This is a genomic window from Aeromonas eucrenophila, assembly GCF_000819865.1.
GTDB classification, from domain to species: domain Bacteria; phylum Pseudomonadota; class Gammaproteobacteria; order Enterobacterales; family Aeromonadaceae; genus Aeromonas; species Aeromonas eucrenophila.
The window spans coordinates 132,525-148,285 of record NZ_CDDF01000005.1 but is presented as its reverse complement, the minus strand read 5'-3'; the positions used below and the strand labels follow the sequence as shown (position 1 = coordinate 148,285).

Sequence of the window (15,761 nt, the reverse complement as noted above, 5' to 3'; positions counted from 1 at the left end):
AAATGCGGCACCTGGGTACCGCATTTTTACTCTCATCGACCCGCAGACTGCCTTAGTCGCGGCTCGCCTCGTAGGCCGCCAGCTCGTGACGGCAACGGGCGATGTCGTCGTCGCTCAGGGGGCTGCGGCTGGCATCGGTCAGCATGGCATCGAGATCGCTCGCCAGCTGATCCGCCGCCTGCAACATGTGCTCGAACGCAAAGGCCGCGTTGCTGCGCAGAGGCAACTGCATGAACAGGGAGACACCCGGGGTGCTGAACTGTTCCATGCGGTAAGGGTTGAAGGTGCCCGGCTTGACCATGTTGATCATGGAGAAGAGCACTTCACCCTTGCCACCCAGATCCTCGTGACGGTGGAAGATATCCATCTCGCCAAACTTGAAGCCCAACGCCAGCAGGGAAGAAAGCAGGGTCGCGCCTTGCAGATCGTGACCTGGGCGTGCCATCAGGTTGATGACATAGACATCCTGCCAGATCTTCTCGACCGGCGGCTGTTCAAAGCGGGGCTCGGCCACGACGGGCGCTTCATAGGCCGGCTCGTCGTCGTAAGCTGGCTCTTCATACGCGGGAGCCGGCGCCGCCTGACGGGGCTGATGCACGGGAGCAGGTTCCCGTGCGCCGAAGGTTGGCGCCTGGGCGTAGGCCGGCTCCACCAGCGGCTCGTCATCGAGGGGCTGCATCATGGGTTCGCGCTGGGGACGGGAGCGGTGCACCGGGGTGCGACGGATCACCTGGGCAGGCTTGCGTACCGGTGCGGCAGGCACTTCTTCCAGGGGATCGGCCGTCGGCGCATCATACTCCTCCTCGTCTTCTTCATAGACGGGGGGCGGCGCTACCGGGCGGGCAGCAGGCTTGCGAACCACGGGCGGCGGCAGATCGTCGACTTCATCGTCTTCGTCATCGAAGGCGGGAACGGCGGCGCGACGGCTGACCTCAGGCTGGCGAGCCTCATCGTTGTGCAGCTTGGGCTCGGCACGACGCCCCCCGCTGACCACACGTACCTGGCCTACGCCATCCTTGTCGAACGAATCGTTGTCACGTTCCCGTGACTTGGATTCCATCCGGCCCATTGGTTTCTCTTTGATCGGTGCCTGACGGTTTTTTCTGTTGCTCCACAACCCGTGAATGAGCAATGCCGCGATGGCAATTCCGCCCAGGGCAACCAAGATGTAACGCAATTCCTGCATTAGCTGCTTCTCTTTCTAGTTTTGCTCAGCCAAAGCGACGGCTTCACCGATGTCGACCGACACTATGCGCGAAACCCCGGGCTCTTGCATCGTGACGCCAATCAGCTGTTCGGCCATCTCCATGGAGACCTTGTTATGACTGATGTAAACGAACTGTACTGTGCTCGACATCTCTTTGACAAGAGAACAGAAGCGACCCACGTTCACTTCGTCGAGCGGCGCATCCACTTCATCCAGCAAACAGAAGGGCGCTGGATTGAGTCTGAAGATGGCAAAAACCAGCGCAAGGGCGGTTAGCGCCTTCTCCCCCCCGGAAAGCAGGGCAATGGTAGCATTCTTCTTGCCCGGAGGTCTTGCCATGATGCTCACTCCGGCCTCCAAAAGATCATCCGAGGTCAGCTCAAGCCAGGCACTGCCCCCGCCGAATACTTTGGGGAACAGGGATTTTAAATCTTCGTTGACCTTATCGAAAGTGTCGCGGAAGCGTATTTGTGTTTCTTTATCAATTCTTTTAATGGCTTGGCTCAGGGTTTCCAGCGCTTGCTCCAGATCCTGGCACTGGTTTTCGAGGTAGGTTGAGCGGGTTTTTGCCTCTTCATACTCCTCCAGCGCCGCCAGGTTGATGGCGCCAAGCGCCTCCACCTGTGTCTCCAGGGTCTGGATCTCCTGACGCAACTTGCCGCGATCGGCGGCGATCAGCACCGCCTGATCGAGATCGATCAACCGCACCCCCAGCTCCTCGAACTGCTCGTGCAGCCCCTGACGCCGGGTCAGGTTACGCTCCCGCTCCAGCCGCAGCGTCGCCAGCTTCTCCTGGATCTGCACTAGCTGCTTGTGATCCGCGCTGCGGGTCTGCTCCAGCTCGCCGAGCTGCTTCTCCAACTCGGCGAGCCGCTGATGGCAGGCCAGCTGCTGCGCCTCCAGGCTGCGCTGTTCGGCCAGCAGGGGGGAGATGTCCTGCACCGCCTGCGCATCCGGCCCCTTCAGCTCGGCAAGCTCCAGCCCGAGCCGCGCCAGCTCCTGCTCCCGCAGGGCGATGAGCTGGGACAGATTCTGCTGCTCCAGTTGCCAGCGCTGGCAGCTGGCCTGCTGCTGCTCGCGCCGCAGCCGCGCCTCCTCCAGCGCCCGCTCGGCACTGCCGACCCGCTCCTGGGCCAGCAGCAGCGCCTCCGCAAGCGGCTCCCCCTGCTCCTGCAACTCGGCAAGCTGCGCCTCATCCAGCTCGAGCCGCGCCCTGGCCTTCGCCAGCCTCTGCGCTTCGTCGGCCTGCTCCCTGTCAAGGCGCAGCAACTCTTCGCCGAGCTGGCCGAGGCGCTGCAACCGCGCCTGCCGCTGCCCTTCCTGCAGGCTCCAGGCTTCGCGCAGTTGTTGCCAGCGCTGTTCCTGCTCGCGCACATCGCGCTGACTTAGCTCATGGGCCCCCAGCAGCCGGGCGCGCTCGGCATCCGCCGTCCTCAGCTGCTCATTCAGCTGGCCCAGCGCCTGCTGGCCCGCCGCGAGCTCGGTGTGTAACCGCTCACGTTCACCGAGCAACGCCAGGGTGCCGAGGGCCCCACCCTGACCGAGATCGGCCCAGTTAGAACCAAACCAGTCCCCCGCTGGGGTCAGCAGTGACTCACCGGCCGGGAGGCCTGACTGGCGGGCCAGCGCCTCTTCTCTGTCTGCCACCAGCCAGATGGCATTGAGGAAGGCGGGAATGTGTTCGCCGCTCAGACGGGACGCCAGGGTGCCGGGCACCGCAGGCTGGGCCGGCCCAATCCAGAGCCCGCTCTGCGCCAGGTTGCACTCATCGCTTGGCTGGGCGGTGAGCCAGCGGCCGAGCACCTTGTCCAGTGCCTGAGCCCATTCGGGCGCCACCTGCAGGCGATCCGCCAGGTTGGCCCCCTGCATCTGCTCCCCCAGGATCTGATCGAGGGTGGTGAGGCGGGCCTCCAGCTCTCGCAGCAGGCTAGTCTGCCGATCCTGCTGCCCCTTGCACTCTTCATGACGGGCCACCGCTCCCTGCCACTGCGCCTCCAGCTCGGCCTGGCGGGCACGGCTGAGCTCCAGCTCGGCGGCCAGGGCGTCTAGCCTGGGCTGCAACTCTTCCGCCCCATCGAGTGGACCGCTTTGTTCGTCCTCCAGCTTGAGCCGGGCCAGTCGGGTCTTGGCCTGCAGCTCCTGCAGGCCGTTCACCTCGGCCCGGGTCTGGTTGAGCCGCCCCTGCAACTGGCCAAGCTGCTGCTGCCACTGTTGCTGGCGCTGACGGGCCAGCTCGAGCTGCTCGCTCGCCGCCAGGCGCTGTGCCTGCTGGTCGGTGAGCAACTGCTCACACTGCTCGAGCCGCGCAACCTCCAGCTCGCCCTTGAGGCTGCCTTCGGTCAGCTGCTCGTGCTGGCTCGCCAGCTGTGCCCTGATGCCCTCGATCCGCTCGCCGAGCTGTGCGCGCCTGGCCTGCCAGTCGCGGCCGAGTTCATTTTGATGGAGCTGTTGCTGTTCGAGACGGGCGATGGCCTGGCCACCGAGGAAGATCTGTTGCTGACGGCTGGCCTGTTCGGCCTGGGCCTCCTGGCGCGCCACCGACAGGCTGACGTGGCGCCCCTCGTCGGCGGTACGCTTGGCATCCAGCGCCGCCAGCGCCTGCTCGGCCTGGGTCAGTTCGGCCTTGGCCTCGCCGAGCCGGGTCTCCAGCGCCCACAGCTCGGAGCCGATGAGCTCGGCCCGGGCGGCGCGGCTGCGGCCCTTGAGCTGTTTGTAGCGCTCGGCGGTCTCGGCCTGGGCCCGCAAGTGTTCGAGGCGTGAACCCAGCTCACCGCGGATGTCGCCGAGCCGCTCCAGGTTCTCCTGGGTGTGGCGGATGCGCTGCTCCGTCTCCCGCCGCCGCTCCTTGTAGCGGGAAACCCCGGCGGCTTCTTCCATGAACAGCTTGAGATCCGCCGGGCGCGACTCCACCAGCCGGCTGACGGTGCCCTGCTCTATGATGGCGTAGCTGCGCGGCCCAAGGCCGGTACCGAGGAAGAGATCGGTGACGTCCTTGCGGCGGCACTTCTGGCCGTTGATCTGGTAGTGATTGGAGCCGTCGCGCAGCACCTCCCGGCGCACCGAGATCTCGCTGAAACGGCCAAATTCACCGGGCACCCGGTTGTGGGGATTGTCGAACACCAGCTCCACCGAGGCGCGGCCATGGGCGCTGCGATTGAGGGAGCCGTTGAAAATCACGTCCGTCATGTTCTCGCCGCGCAGATGGCGGGCCGAGCTCTCCCCCAGCACCCAGCGCACCGCATCGATGACGTTGGACTTGCCGCAGCCGTTGGGCCCGACCACGGCGGTCATGTCGGCGCTCAGCTCGATGCGGGTCGGCTCGACAAACGACTTGAAACCGGCGAGTTTGATCAATTTCAGACGCATGAGGGCCTATCTGGGTAACGAAATAAAGGGCGAGGCGGGTTGCCGGCTTGACCCCATCCAACTCAGCGTCGGCTGGTCATCGGCTGGCACTTGTCCATCAACGTCCGACATCCGAAGGCACCGGACAGGAAGAGGAATGGACAGGCGACTTTACCAAATCAAAGGCTTGTTTGTAATATGCAGGCAGTTTCCCATTAACAGATGGAGCTCCGATGAGCCAATCCCCCCACATTGCCAAAGATTCGGTCAGCGGCGCAGACTACTTCCTGCGCGGCTTTACGCTCATCCGTCAACCCGGCATCCGCACCTTCGTGCTGATCCCCCTGCTGGTCAACGTGGTGCTGTTTGCCGGCGCCTTCTATGCGCTCCTGCTGCAACTCGATGGCCTGTTCGCCTGGTTGCACCAGCAGATCCCGTCCTGGCTCAGCTGGCTCGACTACCTGCTGTGGCCCATCGCCCTGGTCACCATACTGGTGGTGTTCTCCTTCATCTTCAGTTCGGTGACGAACTGGATCGCGGCCCCCTTCAACGGCCTGCTGGCGGAGAAGGTGGAGCAGGTTCTCACCGGTGAGACGGTGAGCGACACCGGCATGCTGGATGTGGTCAAGGATGTGCCGCGCACCTTCGGTCGCGAGTGGACCAAGCTGAAGTACTACCTGCCCAAGGCCATCGGCTGCCTGATCCTGTTCCTCATCCCGGTGGTCGGCCAGACGCTCGCCCCCGTGCTCTGGTTCCTGTTCAGCGCCTGGATGATGGCGATCCAGTACGTGGATTACCCGTTCGACAACCACAAGATCGACTTCATCACCATGCGCGACGCCCTCAAGCAGCGCCGCGGCAAGTGCCTGAGCTTCGGCGCTCTGGTCACCCTCTTCTCCGCCATTCCGGTGGTGAACCTGTTCGTGATGCCGGTCGCCATCTGTGGCGCCACCGCCATGTGGGTGGATCAATACCGAGCCGAACAGCTACGCCGCTAGGCCGGCTTTGAGATAACCAAAAGAGGGGGCGAAAGCCCCCTTTTCATTACTTAATCTAATGCCAATATGAGATAGCTTGTCCAGCCAGCACAGGCTTGTTAGGATGCGGGCCTTTCTCGCACCCTGGGATATCTCATGTTACATGCACTCTTCTTGCTCGGCCTGGTGGCCGAAGGGATGACTGGCGCGCTGGCGGCGGGTCGGCGACGGATGGATCTGTTTGGCGTGGTGATCATCGCCTCGGCGACCGCCATAGGTGGCGGCACCATCCGGGATGTGCTGCTGGGGCACTATCCCCTGCTCTGGGTGGAGCACCCCGAATACGTGCTGCTGGTGGCCGGCGCCGCCATGGTGGGCGTCATTTCGGCGCCGCTGATGCGCTATCTCGGCAAGCTGTTCATGGCCCTCGATGCCCTGGGGCTGGTGGTGTTTTCCATCTTCGGCGCCGCCCGGGCGCTGGAGATGGGCCACGGGGCCGGCATCGCCTGCATCATGGCGGTGGTGACCGGGGTGTTCGGCGGCGTGCTGCGGGACTTGCTGTGCCAACGCATCCCGCTGGTGTTTCGCCGCGAGCTCTATGCCGCCGTCTCCCTGGTGACCGCAGGGCTCTATTGCCTCGCGCTGGATCAGGGGCTCCCCAATGATTGGGCCGCCTTCGGCGCCCTGGGCATCGGCTTCGTGATGCGGCTGCTGGCGGTACGCTTCAAGTGGGGACTACCCACCTTCAACTACCAGTATGCCACCCACTGAGCGCGCCAGTTTCTGGCCCTCCTGAGTGGATAACGACCAACAAAAAAGCGCCTGATGGCGCTTTTTTGTTGGAGATGACGACCCAAACTGAACTCAGTTGATCCCTTCCGAGCTGAAGAAGGTGGCCTTGTCGGCGATGAAACGGATCTGGATATTCTTGCCCTCTCCGCCCCAGATGCAGCTGGTGGTGCCGAGCGCATCGTCGCAGCGCTCCGCCTTGCCAAGGACGGTGCTCGCCTCGGCGTAGCTCATGCCCATCTTCAGCTTGTCGTAGTTCTCCCGGTTCAACTTGCTGCAACCGGTCAGTAGCAGGGCGATCAAGCCCCCGATCAGAATCTGCTTCATCTGCTTCTCCTCTGGCTAGAGACCAGAGCCTAGCAGCTCGCCTCCCCTCATGACCAGTCATGACCAGCTGCGAACGGGGCCTTCGTCCGAGTGTATGGCGCTATCCCTTGGGTCAGACAACGCCAGGGACTACCAGCTACGAACCGGGCCTGTATCGAGGTGCACGAAGTTATCCGACGGGTAGTAACCTACCCCGCCCACCTTGAGGTTCAGGGCCGCCTTGCGCAGATGTGCCAGCTGTACGCCGGGGATGCGCACGTCCACCGCCTGCCCCAGGGTGTGATAGCTGTGCTTGGCGACGCCCCGGCTCTTGCGACGCTTCTGGTTGTTCGTCTGGGGAGAACGATAACCGGAGATAAGCTGGATCTCGCCCTGGCGGCCCAGCTTGTGTTGCAACAGAAACAGCTGATCAAACAGCTTCTTGTCGATGTTGAACACCTCGTTGCGACGGTAGTCGCGGAAGATATGGTTGAGCTCGGCCAGGCCATCGCTCAGGTAACGCCCATTCTCCCAGTAGCTGGCCTGCACCCGCTCGCCGGTATTGAGGTTGAAGAAGCTCAGTTCACGCCCCGAGGTACTGCGGCTCGCCATGGCCGGGAACGACAACAGGCTGGCCCCCATCAGGCAACCGGCTCCCAACAGCAGACGGCGTCGGCTTATCTCTTGTTCCAGCATCTGTCCGTCCATCGCATAGTTAAGTAAAACTGATGAGTAAATTTGATACAGACGCCTGAAACTACCTGTCGATAAAAGCCCTGTCAAACCGCAATCGCCCATAGAAAAGCCCGGCATGGGCCGGGCTTTTCACTCTGTGGCGAGGATCACAACAAGCGGCTCTGGAAGCTAACTCGATCGAAACCGTAAATATCATTGCGCAACTGCTGGCGTCCCTCTTCGTCGATCCAGCTGCTCCAATAGACGGTGAACACCGGGATCGGGCTGGTCAGCGGCAGCCACTTGGTCTGGGTCTCCTTCAGGATGTTGGCGACCTTGTCCGGCTGGTAGCGGGAATCCGCCAGCAACAGCTCCGCCAGATCGTCCGCATGCTCGACCCGGATGCAGCCCGAGCTGAAGGCGCGCGCGCCCTGCTCGAACAGCGCCTTGCGCGGCGTCGAGTGCAGATAGATGGCGTCGTTGTTGGGCAGGTAGAACTTGTAGCGACCCAGGGCGTTGTGATCGCCGGGCTTTTGCCGCAGCCGATAGGGGAAGCCCGATGCCAGCGCCTGGTGCCAGCCATCTTCACTGAACTGCACCGGATTGCCCTCCCCATCGATCACCTCGAACTGCTCCCGATCGAGGTAAGCAGGATCCCGCCCCAGCTTGGGCAGAATGTCCTTGCTCAGGATGGAGCGCGGCACGTGCCAGGCCGGGTTGAGGACGATGGAGCGGATCTCGCTGGCGAGGATGGGGGTGGCCCGCTGCTCCTTGCCGACGATGACTCTACTAGTGAAGACCTCGTTGCCGGACTCCACCACGCTCAGGCGGTAATCCGGGATGTTGACCAGCACATAGCGACCGGCCAGGTGATCCACCAGATCCCGGCGCCACAGGTTGCGCAGCAGCAGGCTGGCGCGCACTTGCGGTCCGGTGTTGAGCCAGGAGCGGGTCTGACGGCCTATGATGCCATCGGCGGTCAGGCCGTGGCGGCGCTGGAACTGCTTGATGGCCGCTTCGGTGTCCGCATCATAGATGACTTCCTCATCACTGCCCGTGGCACCGTCCCCCAACGCATTGAGGATGGCGCGGATCTGGCCGAGCTCGGCCGAGCTCTCGCCAGAGCGCAGGGTGGGTATGTCCAGGCTGGGCCAGTGCTTGGCCATGGGCATGGCCAGCAACTTGCGCACTTCCCCGCGCACCGCCTCGTACTCGGCGACCTGGGGCCTGAGCTGTTTGACCTGATCCAGCAGATTGTCGCCCACCGGCTCGTGGGCCAGGGGCTTGGTCAAGTCCAGCTTGAGGGTCTGCATCTGCTCACGGGCGACCAGATCCATGGCGCGCCAGGCCTGCTGAAAACGGGCCAGCTTGCCAAAGGCTTCATCGTAAAGCGCGCCGCGCTTGTCCATAGGGGTTTTCTGCAACTGCTGCCAGAGCCGGTAGAAATCCGGGTGCAACTGGGCGAGCACCGCCTCCTGCAACTGGCTCTCCAGCTCGTGGCGCGCCTGCTCCGCGGTGCTGTTCTGATACCAGTCGTGCTGGACACTGGGGCTGGCCACCAGGATTTGCCCTTCGCTGGCATGCGCCATGCCAGCCGGCCAGCAACCCAGCCAGATAAGATTCGCCAATGCCAACCAATACTTCTTACCCATGCTTACCTCAAAACGGTTCACTTCGGCCTGTCAGGCGCAACGGTCAGAAACCCATGATGCGTGAATGGCGTTGACTTTGCTAGCGTGCGGGCGCGTCACGGCGCCAGATAGGCGCCTGCTCGCCTCCCTTGTCAGGGGCACGAGCACTGGGCCATTGGGACAAACAACCTGCCGACTATCGCGCGCCCGACTCTCCTGACGACGGGAGCCGCCATTTTATAAGCCGCTTTTGATAAATGGCGACAGATCCTGCCACAGCAATGTGCAATATCAGTCATTTGCCTGATAAGATCAGGGCCTTGCTACTAGCCGTGGCTGCTGTCCAGACACTCAGATGCCTGTCGCCACCCGCGGATCCACAGGGTGCCAAAGGCATTTGGTGAGCAGGGATATTGGGGTTAATATCTGAGCAAATATATTTTTGTGATCTACTATGCTTTTTTTGCAATTGGATTAGCATATGCGCGAAATCTGCCTACCCATCCGTCAGGCGTCGAGTGAGTAATATGACCTACAAAAAGTTTGGTTTTCTGGCTGCCATCCTGGCACTGAGCGGTTTTTACCTCTACACCCTCTATCTGGCCGCTCACCCCAACGTGAGCCTGGCTTACAAGCTCTATTACCTGGAAGGCAAGACCCGCTTCTGGGAGCACAACTCCAGCATGACCTACCAGCCGGGTAACGAACTCAACCTGACCAAGCCGAGCCGCTTCCTTTCCAGCGAAGGCTGGGCCAAGAAGCCGAGCGCCGAAGGCACCGAACTCAGCGGCCAGGGTGGCCTCTATTTCGTGCTGCCCAAGCAGCAGGCACAACCGGAACAGCTCACCATCCAGGCCAGGATCAACAGCCCGCAAGCGGGCACCCTGCTCAAGGTGGCCCTAGGTCATGACTTCACCACCACGGTCAAGCTGGCCAAGGCGGGTATCAACGAGATCCGTCTCAGCCTGCCGGGTGACTCCCTGACCGCCGATCCCAAGCGCCCCAACTTCCTGGCCCTGTCCGCCCCGACGCCACTCAACGTCCAGTCGGTGCGTCTGACCGTCGCCCAGTGAAGCTAAAACGATAAGAATCAGTTTTATTAAATAATTCTTTAATAAGGAAGTTCCCATGTCCCGTGCCGATTTTCGACTCTCTCTGGTCGTGCCCGTTTATAACGAGGAAGAGAGCATTGACGCCTTCATCAGCGCGATAGATGACGAACTGGCCCCGCTCAAAGACCAGCTTGAAATCGTGTTCGTCAACGACGGCAGTCGCGATCGCACCCGCGAAGTGGTCGAGCAGGCCATCGCCCGCGATCCCCGCGTCACCCTGGTCAACCTGGCCCGCAACTTCGGCAAGGAAGCGGCCATGACCGCCGGCCTGCACCATGCCAGAGGCGATGCCATAGTCCCGATGGACGTGGATCTGCAAGATCCCCCCGCCCTCATCCTGGAATTCGTCAAGCTGTGGCAGACCGGTGACTACGACACCGTCTTCGGCATCCGGGTGGATCGCAGTGCCGACACCCCGATGAAGCGCCTGACCGCCGGCGGCTTCTACCGCTTCTTCAACGCGCTCTCCACCAGCACCAAGCTGCCGGAGAACGCCGGTGACTTCCGTCTGATCGACCGCAAGGTGGTCGAGGCGATCAAGCAGTTGCCCGAGCGCAACCGCTTCATGAAAGGGCTGTTCGCCTGGGCGGGCTTCCGCGCCGTCGGCGTGCCCTATGAGCGCCCCGCCCGTCACGCCGGTGAGACCAAGTTCAACTACTGGAAACTGTGGAACTTCGCCCTCGACGGTCTGCTCAGCTTCTCCAGCTGGCCGCTGCGGGTATGGAGCTACGTCGGGGTCGGCGTCTCCCTCATCGCCTTCCTCTATATCCTCAAGATCATCACTCAGGTGGTGTTCTTCGGCATAGACGTCCCGGGTTACGCCTCCCTGATGTCCGTGATGTTGTTCCTCGGCGGCATCCAGCTGCTCTCCCTTGGCATCATCGGCGAATATATAGGCCGCATGTTCGTCGAGGTGAAGCAACGCCCCGTCTACCTCATCGAAGGGGTCTATGGCCAGTATGCTGGCAAGGCGCCAGAGGCTGACAAGGCACAAGCTGCAGACAAGCAGGAGCCGACGCCTCAATGATCTCCCGTGAGGAATTCTGGCGTCTGGTTCGCTTCGGTTTCGTCGGCGGGGGGGCAACCCTCGTCGATCTCGGCACCTCGTTCGCGCTGTTTCGCAGTTGGCCTACCATCTCGGAACACCTGGTCACCACCCTGGCATTCGCGGTGGCGTTCTGGTTCTCCTTCTTTGGTCATCGTTACATCACCTTCCAGAAGCAGGGAGCGGCCGGCAAGTTCCTGCTGGTGGCCCTCTTCTCCCTGGCGGTGCGTAACCTGCTGTTGAGCGGCCTGCTGTTTGCAGGCCTCTCCGGCTTGCTGCCCGTAGTGATCGCCACCCTGACGGTGACCGTGCTCACCTATATCCTCTCTCGCGTCTGGGTATTTGCCTGATGGATGACATGACAATTCCGACTCCCGCCACCGCGGGCCCCTACCGTCCTTCCTTACGGATCAGCGGCCGCGACTGGTTGATGATCATCGCCGCCTTCGTGCTGAGCCGGGCCGCCCTCTACGGCATGGGCTACTTCGGCGTCCAGCTCTATGGCACGACCGACATAGGTCCCCTGCAGGCTTACTGCCAGTTCGACTGCGTCTGGTTCCAGCGCATCATCGAGAACGGCTATGACCTCTATCCGCGCTGGCTCAGCAAGGGCAACGCGGCAAACTGGGCCTTTATGCCGCTCTACCCGATGATCTCGGGGGCACTCTCCAGCCTGCTCAACATCGAGAGCCTGATCGGCCTGATGCTGGTGGCCAACATCGCCTTCTTCCTCAGCCTGCCGCTGATGCTGCTGGTGCTGCGCCAGCTCAAGCTGGGGGATGAGACCGCCCGCTTCGGGGTCTGGTTGCTGGCCTTCTCCCCCTTCTCCGCCTACTTCGTGTCCGGCTACACCGAACCCATGTTCATGGCGCTGATGCTGGGCATGTTCCTGTTTGCCTATCGGGAGCAGTGGCTGATGGTGGCCCTGTTCGGCCTCTTCATCTCCGGGACTCGCAACCTGGGGGTGATGATGGTCTTCCCGGTGCTGATCCTGGCGCTGCAAGCCTATGGCTGGCGCGAGTTCTTCCGCTTCACCGAACGGGCCTTCAAGGTGGTCTTCACCCTCTGGGTCATCCCGTTTGGCCTGTTCGCCTACATGGTCTATCTCTACCACCTGACCGGGGATGCGCTCGCCTTCAAGCACATCCAGGTCGCCTGGGGTCGCTACATGGACAGCCCGCTGGACTGGTGGCTCAGCGGCTTCGAGCTCGGCGGACGCAAGGCCTACCTCTCCATCATGGTGATCTTCGGCTGGTGCCTGAACGGCTACCTGTTCAGCCAGAAGCGCTGGGCCGAGGCGACTCTGATGTTCATCTGCACCACCATACCGCTGATGACAGGGCTCAATGCGATGCCGCGCTACATGTTCGGCCTCTATCCGACCCTCTTGGCCATCATACTGCTGGCCCACCGCTGGCCCGCCATCCGCCCGGCCATCCTGTGTGTCAGCGGCATGGTTGCCTCCTTCATCGCGGTGGCCTTCGTCAACTTCAAGTTCTTCACCGTCTGACGAAGACCCCGATCCAACAATGCCGGTCCCATGACCGGCATTTTTTATGGGCCTCGCCCGGAGACCCGCACGGTTGGCGTCACACTTTGCTCAGCTTGAAAACGTAACCATTTGAACTGACGTCACAAATCGGAATTTTGCCGATCCATATCCCCTCGCCATGCCCCCTAGAATGAGTGCCTTAACGGAACCCTGCTCACCCTCAGCTCAAGGAATGGCTTATGCGCCCCTCTGTTCGCCTCGATCGCCGCCTCTCGCCTCTGTGGCTCGCCGTGCTGGCCACCCCCCTGTTTGTCGGCCAGGCACTGGCCGCACCGGCGGTCCACCTCTATGTGGATGGCAAACCGGTGGCCGAGGCGTTGACGCTGAACAAGGGCACCGTCAGCCTGACCCACAAGCTTGACAAGGGCAGCCACCAGATCCGCATCGGCGACGCCGCCAACAGCTGCGGCACCAGCTTCGGCCCGAGCGAAGCCAAGCCGTTGCCGTTCGGCACGGCCCAGCCCATGGACAAGTGCGCCAAGGATCAGAGCTTCACCCTGAGGGTGATGCTGGCGGGGGATTATGAGTTCACCTTCAACCCGGATACCCCCAGCCTCAAGGTGCTCAGAGCCACCAAGAAGAGTGAATTCAAGCGCCAGCCACCCGAGGAGCCCTGCATCGCCTGGGATGGCGGCCCGGTCACCGTCTCGCTCAAAGGGGTCTGGCCGGATGGCACCAGACTGCGGGATGCCTACTCAAAACAGGAGGCGGTGGTCAAGGGGGGCAAGCTGACGCTGACCCCATCGAAAGAGAGCGGCGGCCTGCTGCTGCTCGAGCCTGTGGCGGCAGCGAAGGCTGAGCCCTTCAGCTGGGATCAGGCCAGCGTCTATTTCCTGCTGACCGACCGCTTCCACAACGGCGACCCCAGCAACGATCACAGCTTCGGCCGCCAGAAGGATGGTCAGGACGAGGTCGCCACCTGGCACGGCGGCGACTTCAAGGGCTTGACCGAGAAGCTCGACTACATCAAGTCGCTGGGCATGAATGCCATCTGGATCACCCCCATGGTGGAGCAGGTGCACGGCTTCATCGGCGGCGGTGAACAGGGCAACTTCCCCTTCTACGCCTACCACGGCTACTGGGCGCTGGACTTCACCAAAATAGATCCCAACTACGGCGATGAAGATAGCTTCAAGATCCTGGTGGACGAGGCCCACAAGCGCGGCATGCGCATCATCCTCGACGTGGTGATGAACCACGCCGGTTACGCCACCCTGGCCGACTTGCAGGATCTGGGGCTCGAGAGTCTGACCCAGAACACTGGCAAGCTCCCTGCCCGCTGGAACGACTGGCGCCCGAGCGGCGGCCTCAACTGGCATGGTTACAACCAGTTTATCGACTACCAGTCCCCGAACTGGGATCAGTGGTGGGGCAAAGACTGGGTGCGCGCCGGTCTGCCCGGTTATCCGCAACCCGGCACCGACGACGTGACCGGCTCGGTGGCCGGACTGCCGGACTTCCTGACCGAATCCAGCAAGCCGGTAGGCTTGCCTCCCCTGCTCGCCCACAAGGGCGATACCCGGGCCAAGCCGCTGCCCAATGCCAGCGTGAGCGACTACCTCATCGCCTGGCACACCGACTGGGTGCGGCGCTTTGGCATCGACGGCTTCCGCGCCGACACCGTCAAGCACCTGGAGCCGGCGGTCTGGGCCAAACTCAAGCAGGAAGGCACGGCGGCGCTCAAGGAGTGGAAGGCCGCCAACCCGGCCAAGGCCCTGGATGCGCTGCCGTTCTACATGGTGGGCGAGGTGTGGGATCACGGGGTGGCCAAGGACTTCTGGTATCAGAACGGCTTCGATTCCCTGATCAACTTCGACTATCAGCGTGAGTTCGCCCTGCCCCAGGCCCAGTGCATGGCCGGTGCCGAGCCGACCTATGCCAGCTACGCCAGCCGCATCAACCAGGATCCCGAGTTCAACGTGCTGAGCTACATCAGCTCCCACGACACCAAGCTGTTCTTCGGCGACTATCAGGATGTGTCGCTGCAACGCAGGGTGGCGAACAGCTTCATGCTGCTGCCGGGCGGCATCCAGCTCTACTACGGTGACGAGTCCGGCCGGGGGCTGGCCAAGGACGGGGGCGTGTTCGATCAAAGCGTACGCAGCGACATGAACTGGCAGGAGCTGGCGAGCGGTGACAAGGCCGAGTTGGTCAAACACTGGCAGCGCCTAGGCCAGTTCAGGGCAGCCCACCCGGCGGTGGCGGCAGGTAGCCACCAGAAGCTTTCGGATGCCCCTTACAGCTTCGTGCGCGAGAAGGGGGCCGACAAGGTGGTGGTGGTCTTCGCCGGACGGCAGAAATGACCGGCCGCGAGCCTGACAAGAAGACAGAAAGGGGAGCCATGGGCTCCCCTTCATATTTCGTACCTCAGGCTGGCTGGCGGGCCTGCTCCGGCCACTGCAGCCGCGCCTTGACCAGGGTTTCCTGCCACAGGGGCCAGGCCAGCAGGGCCTGCTGATAAGCCCCCGCCTGACCGGGCAACTGGATGCCGTAACTCGCCAACCGGTAGGCCATCACCGCGTAGAAGGCGTCGATGATCCCCGCCTCCTCGAAATAGAAGGATCCCTTCGCCTGGGCCCAGAGCGTCTGCAGGCGGGCCAGCTCGGCGATAGTCTCTACCGGCGGCTCACTCTGGGTCGGCGCCCCCAGGAAGAACGGCAGGCGGCTGCGGATCTGGCCATAGCCCGAGTGCAGCTCGGCGCACAGGCTGCGGGCCAGCGCCCGCTCTGCCTGATCGGCGGGATAGAGTCGCCGCGCCGGACACAGCTCATGCAGGTATTCGGCGATGGCCAGGGAGTCGTGGATGCGCAGATCCCCGTGATCCAGCCAGGGCACCAGCCCGGTCGGCGAGACCCGCTTCAGCCGTGCCAGCGCCTTGGCGTCTTCCAGATCGAATACCTGCTCCTGCCACATCAGCCCGCTCAGACCGAGCACCAGCGCCGCCCGCATCGCCCAGGTGGAGCCGGTGCCCACCGTCAATACCAAGGATCCCATCTATTGCCTCCTGCTTGGGTTGTTGATGACCAAGGTCGGCCCTGTTGGCACGACATCTCATGGTCTCCTCACATTTGCACACCTGCGGGTTTGACCCCTCAGGGGCGCGGTGCTAGTTTGATTTTTCA

At 62.6% G+C, this 15,761-nt stretch carries 13 protein-coding genes; 7 read left to right on the top strand and 6 right to left on the bottom strand.

Going from position 1 to position 15,761, the window contains the following annotated elements; all coding sequences use genetic code 11:
* Positions 1 to 52 precede the first annotated feature (52 nt).
* Entirely contained in the window at positions 53 to 1,186 is a 1,134-nt protein-coding gene (gene zipA, locus BN1124_RS04750; protein ID WP_042639656.1) for a cell division protein ZipA, read from the bottom strand.
* A gap of 15 nt (positions 1,187 to 1,201) precedes the next feature.
* Entirely contained in the window at positions 1,202 to 4,573 is a 3,372-nt protein-coding gene (locus BN1124_RS04745) for an AAA family ATPase (protein WP_042639654.1), read from the bottom strand.
* A gap of 212 nt (positions 4,574 to 4,785) precedes the next feature.
* Here BN1124_RS04745 and cysZ point away from each other — a divergent pair, with 212 nt between their 5' ends.
* Both cysZ and BN1124_RS04735 read left to right on the top strand, forming a co-directional pair.
* The gene (cysZ, locus tag BN1124_RS04740; RefSeq protein WP_033128711.1) at positions 4,786 to 5,550 is read left to right on the top strand and encodes a sulfate transporter CysZ; all 765 of its coding nucleotides are present in this window, start codon (positions 4,786 to 4,788) and stop codon (positions 5,548 to 5,550) included.
* 135 nt (positions 5,551 to 5,685) lie between these two features.
* Complete coding sequence (locus tag BN1124_RS04735; RefSeq protein WP_042639652.1) at positions 5,686 to 6,300, top strand: trimeric intracellular cation channel family protein; 615 nt, start codon at positions 5,686 to 5,688, stop codon at positions 6,298 to 6,300.
* Between the two features lie 93 nt (positions 6,301 to 6,393).
* Here BN1124_RS04735 and BN1124_RS04730 read toward each other — a convergent pair whose 3' ends face one another.
* The 3 genes from BN1124_RS04730 to BN1124_RS04720 all read right to left on the bottom strand — a co-directional run bounded on the left by BN1124_RS04730 (position 6,394) and on the right by BN1124_RS04720 (position 8,951).
* On the bottom strand, positions 6,394 to 6,645 hold the full coding sequence (locus BN1124_RS04730; RefSeq protein ID WP_042639650.1) for a lipoprotein: 252 nt from the start codon (positions 6,643 to 6,645) through the stop codon (positions 6,394 to 6,396).
* A 129-nt stretch (positions 6,646 to 6,774) separates the two neighbouring features.
* Positions 6,775 to 7,320 carry a peptidoglycan L,D-endopeptidase MepK gene (locus BN1124_RS04725; protein WP_042639648.1) on the bottom strand — a complete coding sequence of 182 codons (546 nt, stop codon included), beginning with the start codon at positions 7,318 to 7,320 and terminating at the stop codon, positions 6,775 to 6,777.
* Between the two features lie 146 nt (positions 7,321 to 7,466).
* On the bottom strand, positions 7,467 to 8,951 hold the full coding sequence (locus BN1124_RS04720; protein ID WP_042639646.1) for a L,D-transpeptidase family protein: 1,485 nt from the start codon (positions 8,949 to 8,951) through the stop codon (positions 7,467 to 7,469).
* Positions 8,952 to 9,457: 506 nt separating this feature from the next.
* On the opposite strand from BN1124_RS04720, the gene BN1124_RS04715 reads away from it, so the two are divergent.
* From BN1124_RS04715 to BN1124_RS04695, 5 genes are all read left to right on the top strand, one after another.
* Positions 9,458 to 10,003: a hypothetical protein gene (locus BN1124_RS04715; RefSeq protein WP_042639645.1), complete on the top strand. Its 546-nt coding sequence runs from the start codon at positions 9,458 to 9,460 to the stop codon at positions 10,001 to 10,003.
* A gap of 55 nt (positions 10,004 to 10,058) precedes the next feature.
* On the top strand, positions 10,059 to 11,069 hold the full coding sequence (locus BN1124_RS04710) for a glycosyltransferase family 2 protein (RefSeq protein WP_042639644.1): 1,011 nt from the start codon (positions 10,059 to 10,061) through the stop codon (positions 11,067 to 11,069).
* Positions 11,066 to 11,437, top strand: coding sequence for a GtrA family protein (locus BN1124_RS04705; protein ID WP_033128718.1), 372 nt, complete (start codon positions 11,066 to 11,068; stop codon positions 11,435 to 11,437). The genes BN1124_RS04710 and BN1124_RS04705 overlap by 4 nt, the downstream gene beginning before the upstream one ends.
* Positions 11,437 to 12,597, top strand: a complete 1,161-nt coding sequence (locus tag BN1124_RS04700; protein ID WP_042639640.1) for a membrane protein — start codon at positions 11,437 to 11,439, stop codon at positions 12,595 to 12,597. The genes BN1124_RS04705 and BN1124_RS04700 overlap by 1 nt, the downstream gene beginning before the upstream one ends.
* Before the next feature lie 221 nt (positions 12,598 to 12,818).
* Complete coding sequence (locus BN1124_RS04695; RefSeq protein WP_042639638.1) at positions 12,819 to 14,942, top strand: alpha-amylase; 2,124 nt, start codon at positions 12,819 to 12,821, stop codon at positions 14,940 to 14,942.
* 64 nt (positions 14,943 to 15,006) lie between these two features.
* Here BN1124_RS04695 and BN1124_RS04690 read toward each other — a convergent pair whose 3' ends face one another.
* Entirely contained in the window at positions 15,007 to 15,633 is a 627-nt protein-coding gene (locus BN1124_RS04690) for a glutathione S-transferase N-terminal domain-containing protein (RefSeq protein WP_042639636.1), read from the bottom strand.
* Between the last annotated feature and the right edge of the window lie 128 nt (positions 15,634 to 15,761).

Excerpts from the sequence above, each read along its gene's own strand:
- BN1124_RS04695 (WP_042639638.1), top strand. The coding sequence starts at position 12,819 with ATGCGCCCCTCTGTTCGCCTCGATCGCCGCCTCTCGCCTCTGTGGCTC.
- BN1124_RS04700 (WP_042639640.1), top strand. The coding sequence starts at position 11,437 with ATGGATGACATGACAATTCCGACTCCCGCCACCGCGGGCCCCTACCGT.
- cysZ (WP_033128711.1), top strand. The coding sequence starts at position 4,786 with ATGAGCCAATCCCCCCACATTGCCAAAGATTCGGTCAGCGGCGCAGAC.
- BN1124_RS04725 (WP_042639648.1), bottom strand. The coding sequence starts at position 7,320 with ATGCTGGAACAAGAGATAAGCCGACGCCGTCTGCTGTTGGGAGCCGGT.
- BN1124_RS04720 (WP_042639646.1), bottom strand. The coding sequence starts at position 8,951 with ATGGGTAAGAAGTATTGGTTGGCATTGGCGAATCTTATCTGGCTGGGT.
- BN1124_RS04715 (WP_042639645.1), top strand. The coding sequence starts at position 9,458 with ATGACCTACAAAAAGTTTGGTTTTCTGGCTGCCATCCTGGCACTGAGC.
- BN1124_RS04705 (WP_033128718.1), top strand. The coding sequence starts at position 11,066 with ATGATCTCCCGTGAGGAATTCTGGCGTCTGGTTCGCTTCGGTTTCGTC.
- zipA (WP_042639656.1), bottom strand. The coding sequence starts at position 1,186 with ATGCAGGAATTGCGTTACATCTTGGTTGCCCTGGGCGGAATTGCCATC.
- BN1124_RS04735 (WP_042639652.1), top strand. The coding sequence starts at position 5,686 with ATGTTACATGCACTCTTCTTGCTCGGCCTGGTGGCCGAAGGGATGACT.
- BN1124_RS04745 (WP_042639654.1), bottom strand. The coding sequence starts at position 4,573 with ATGCGTCTGAAATTGATCAAACTCGCCGGTTTCAAGTCGTTTGTCGAG.
- BN1124_RS04690 (WP_042639636.1), bottom strand. The coding sequence starts at position 15,633 with ATGGGATCCTTGGTATTGACGGTGGGCACCGGCTCCACCTGGGCGATG.
- BN1124_RS04730 (WP_042639650.1), bottom strand. The coding sequence starts at position 6,645 with ATGAAGCAGATTCTGATCGGGGGCTTGATCGCCCTGCTACTGACCGGT.
- BN1124_RS04710 (WP_042639644.1), top strand. The coding sequence starts at position 10,059 with ATGTCCCGTGCCGATTTTCGACTCTCTCTGGTCGTGCCCGTTTATAAC.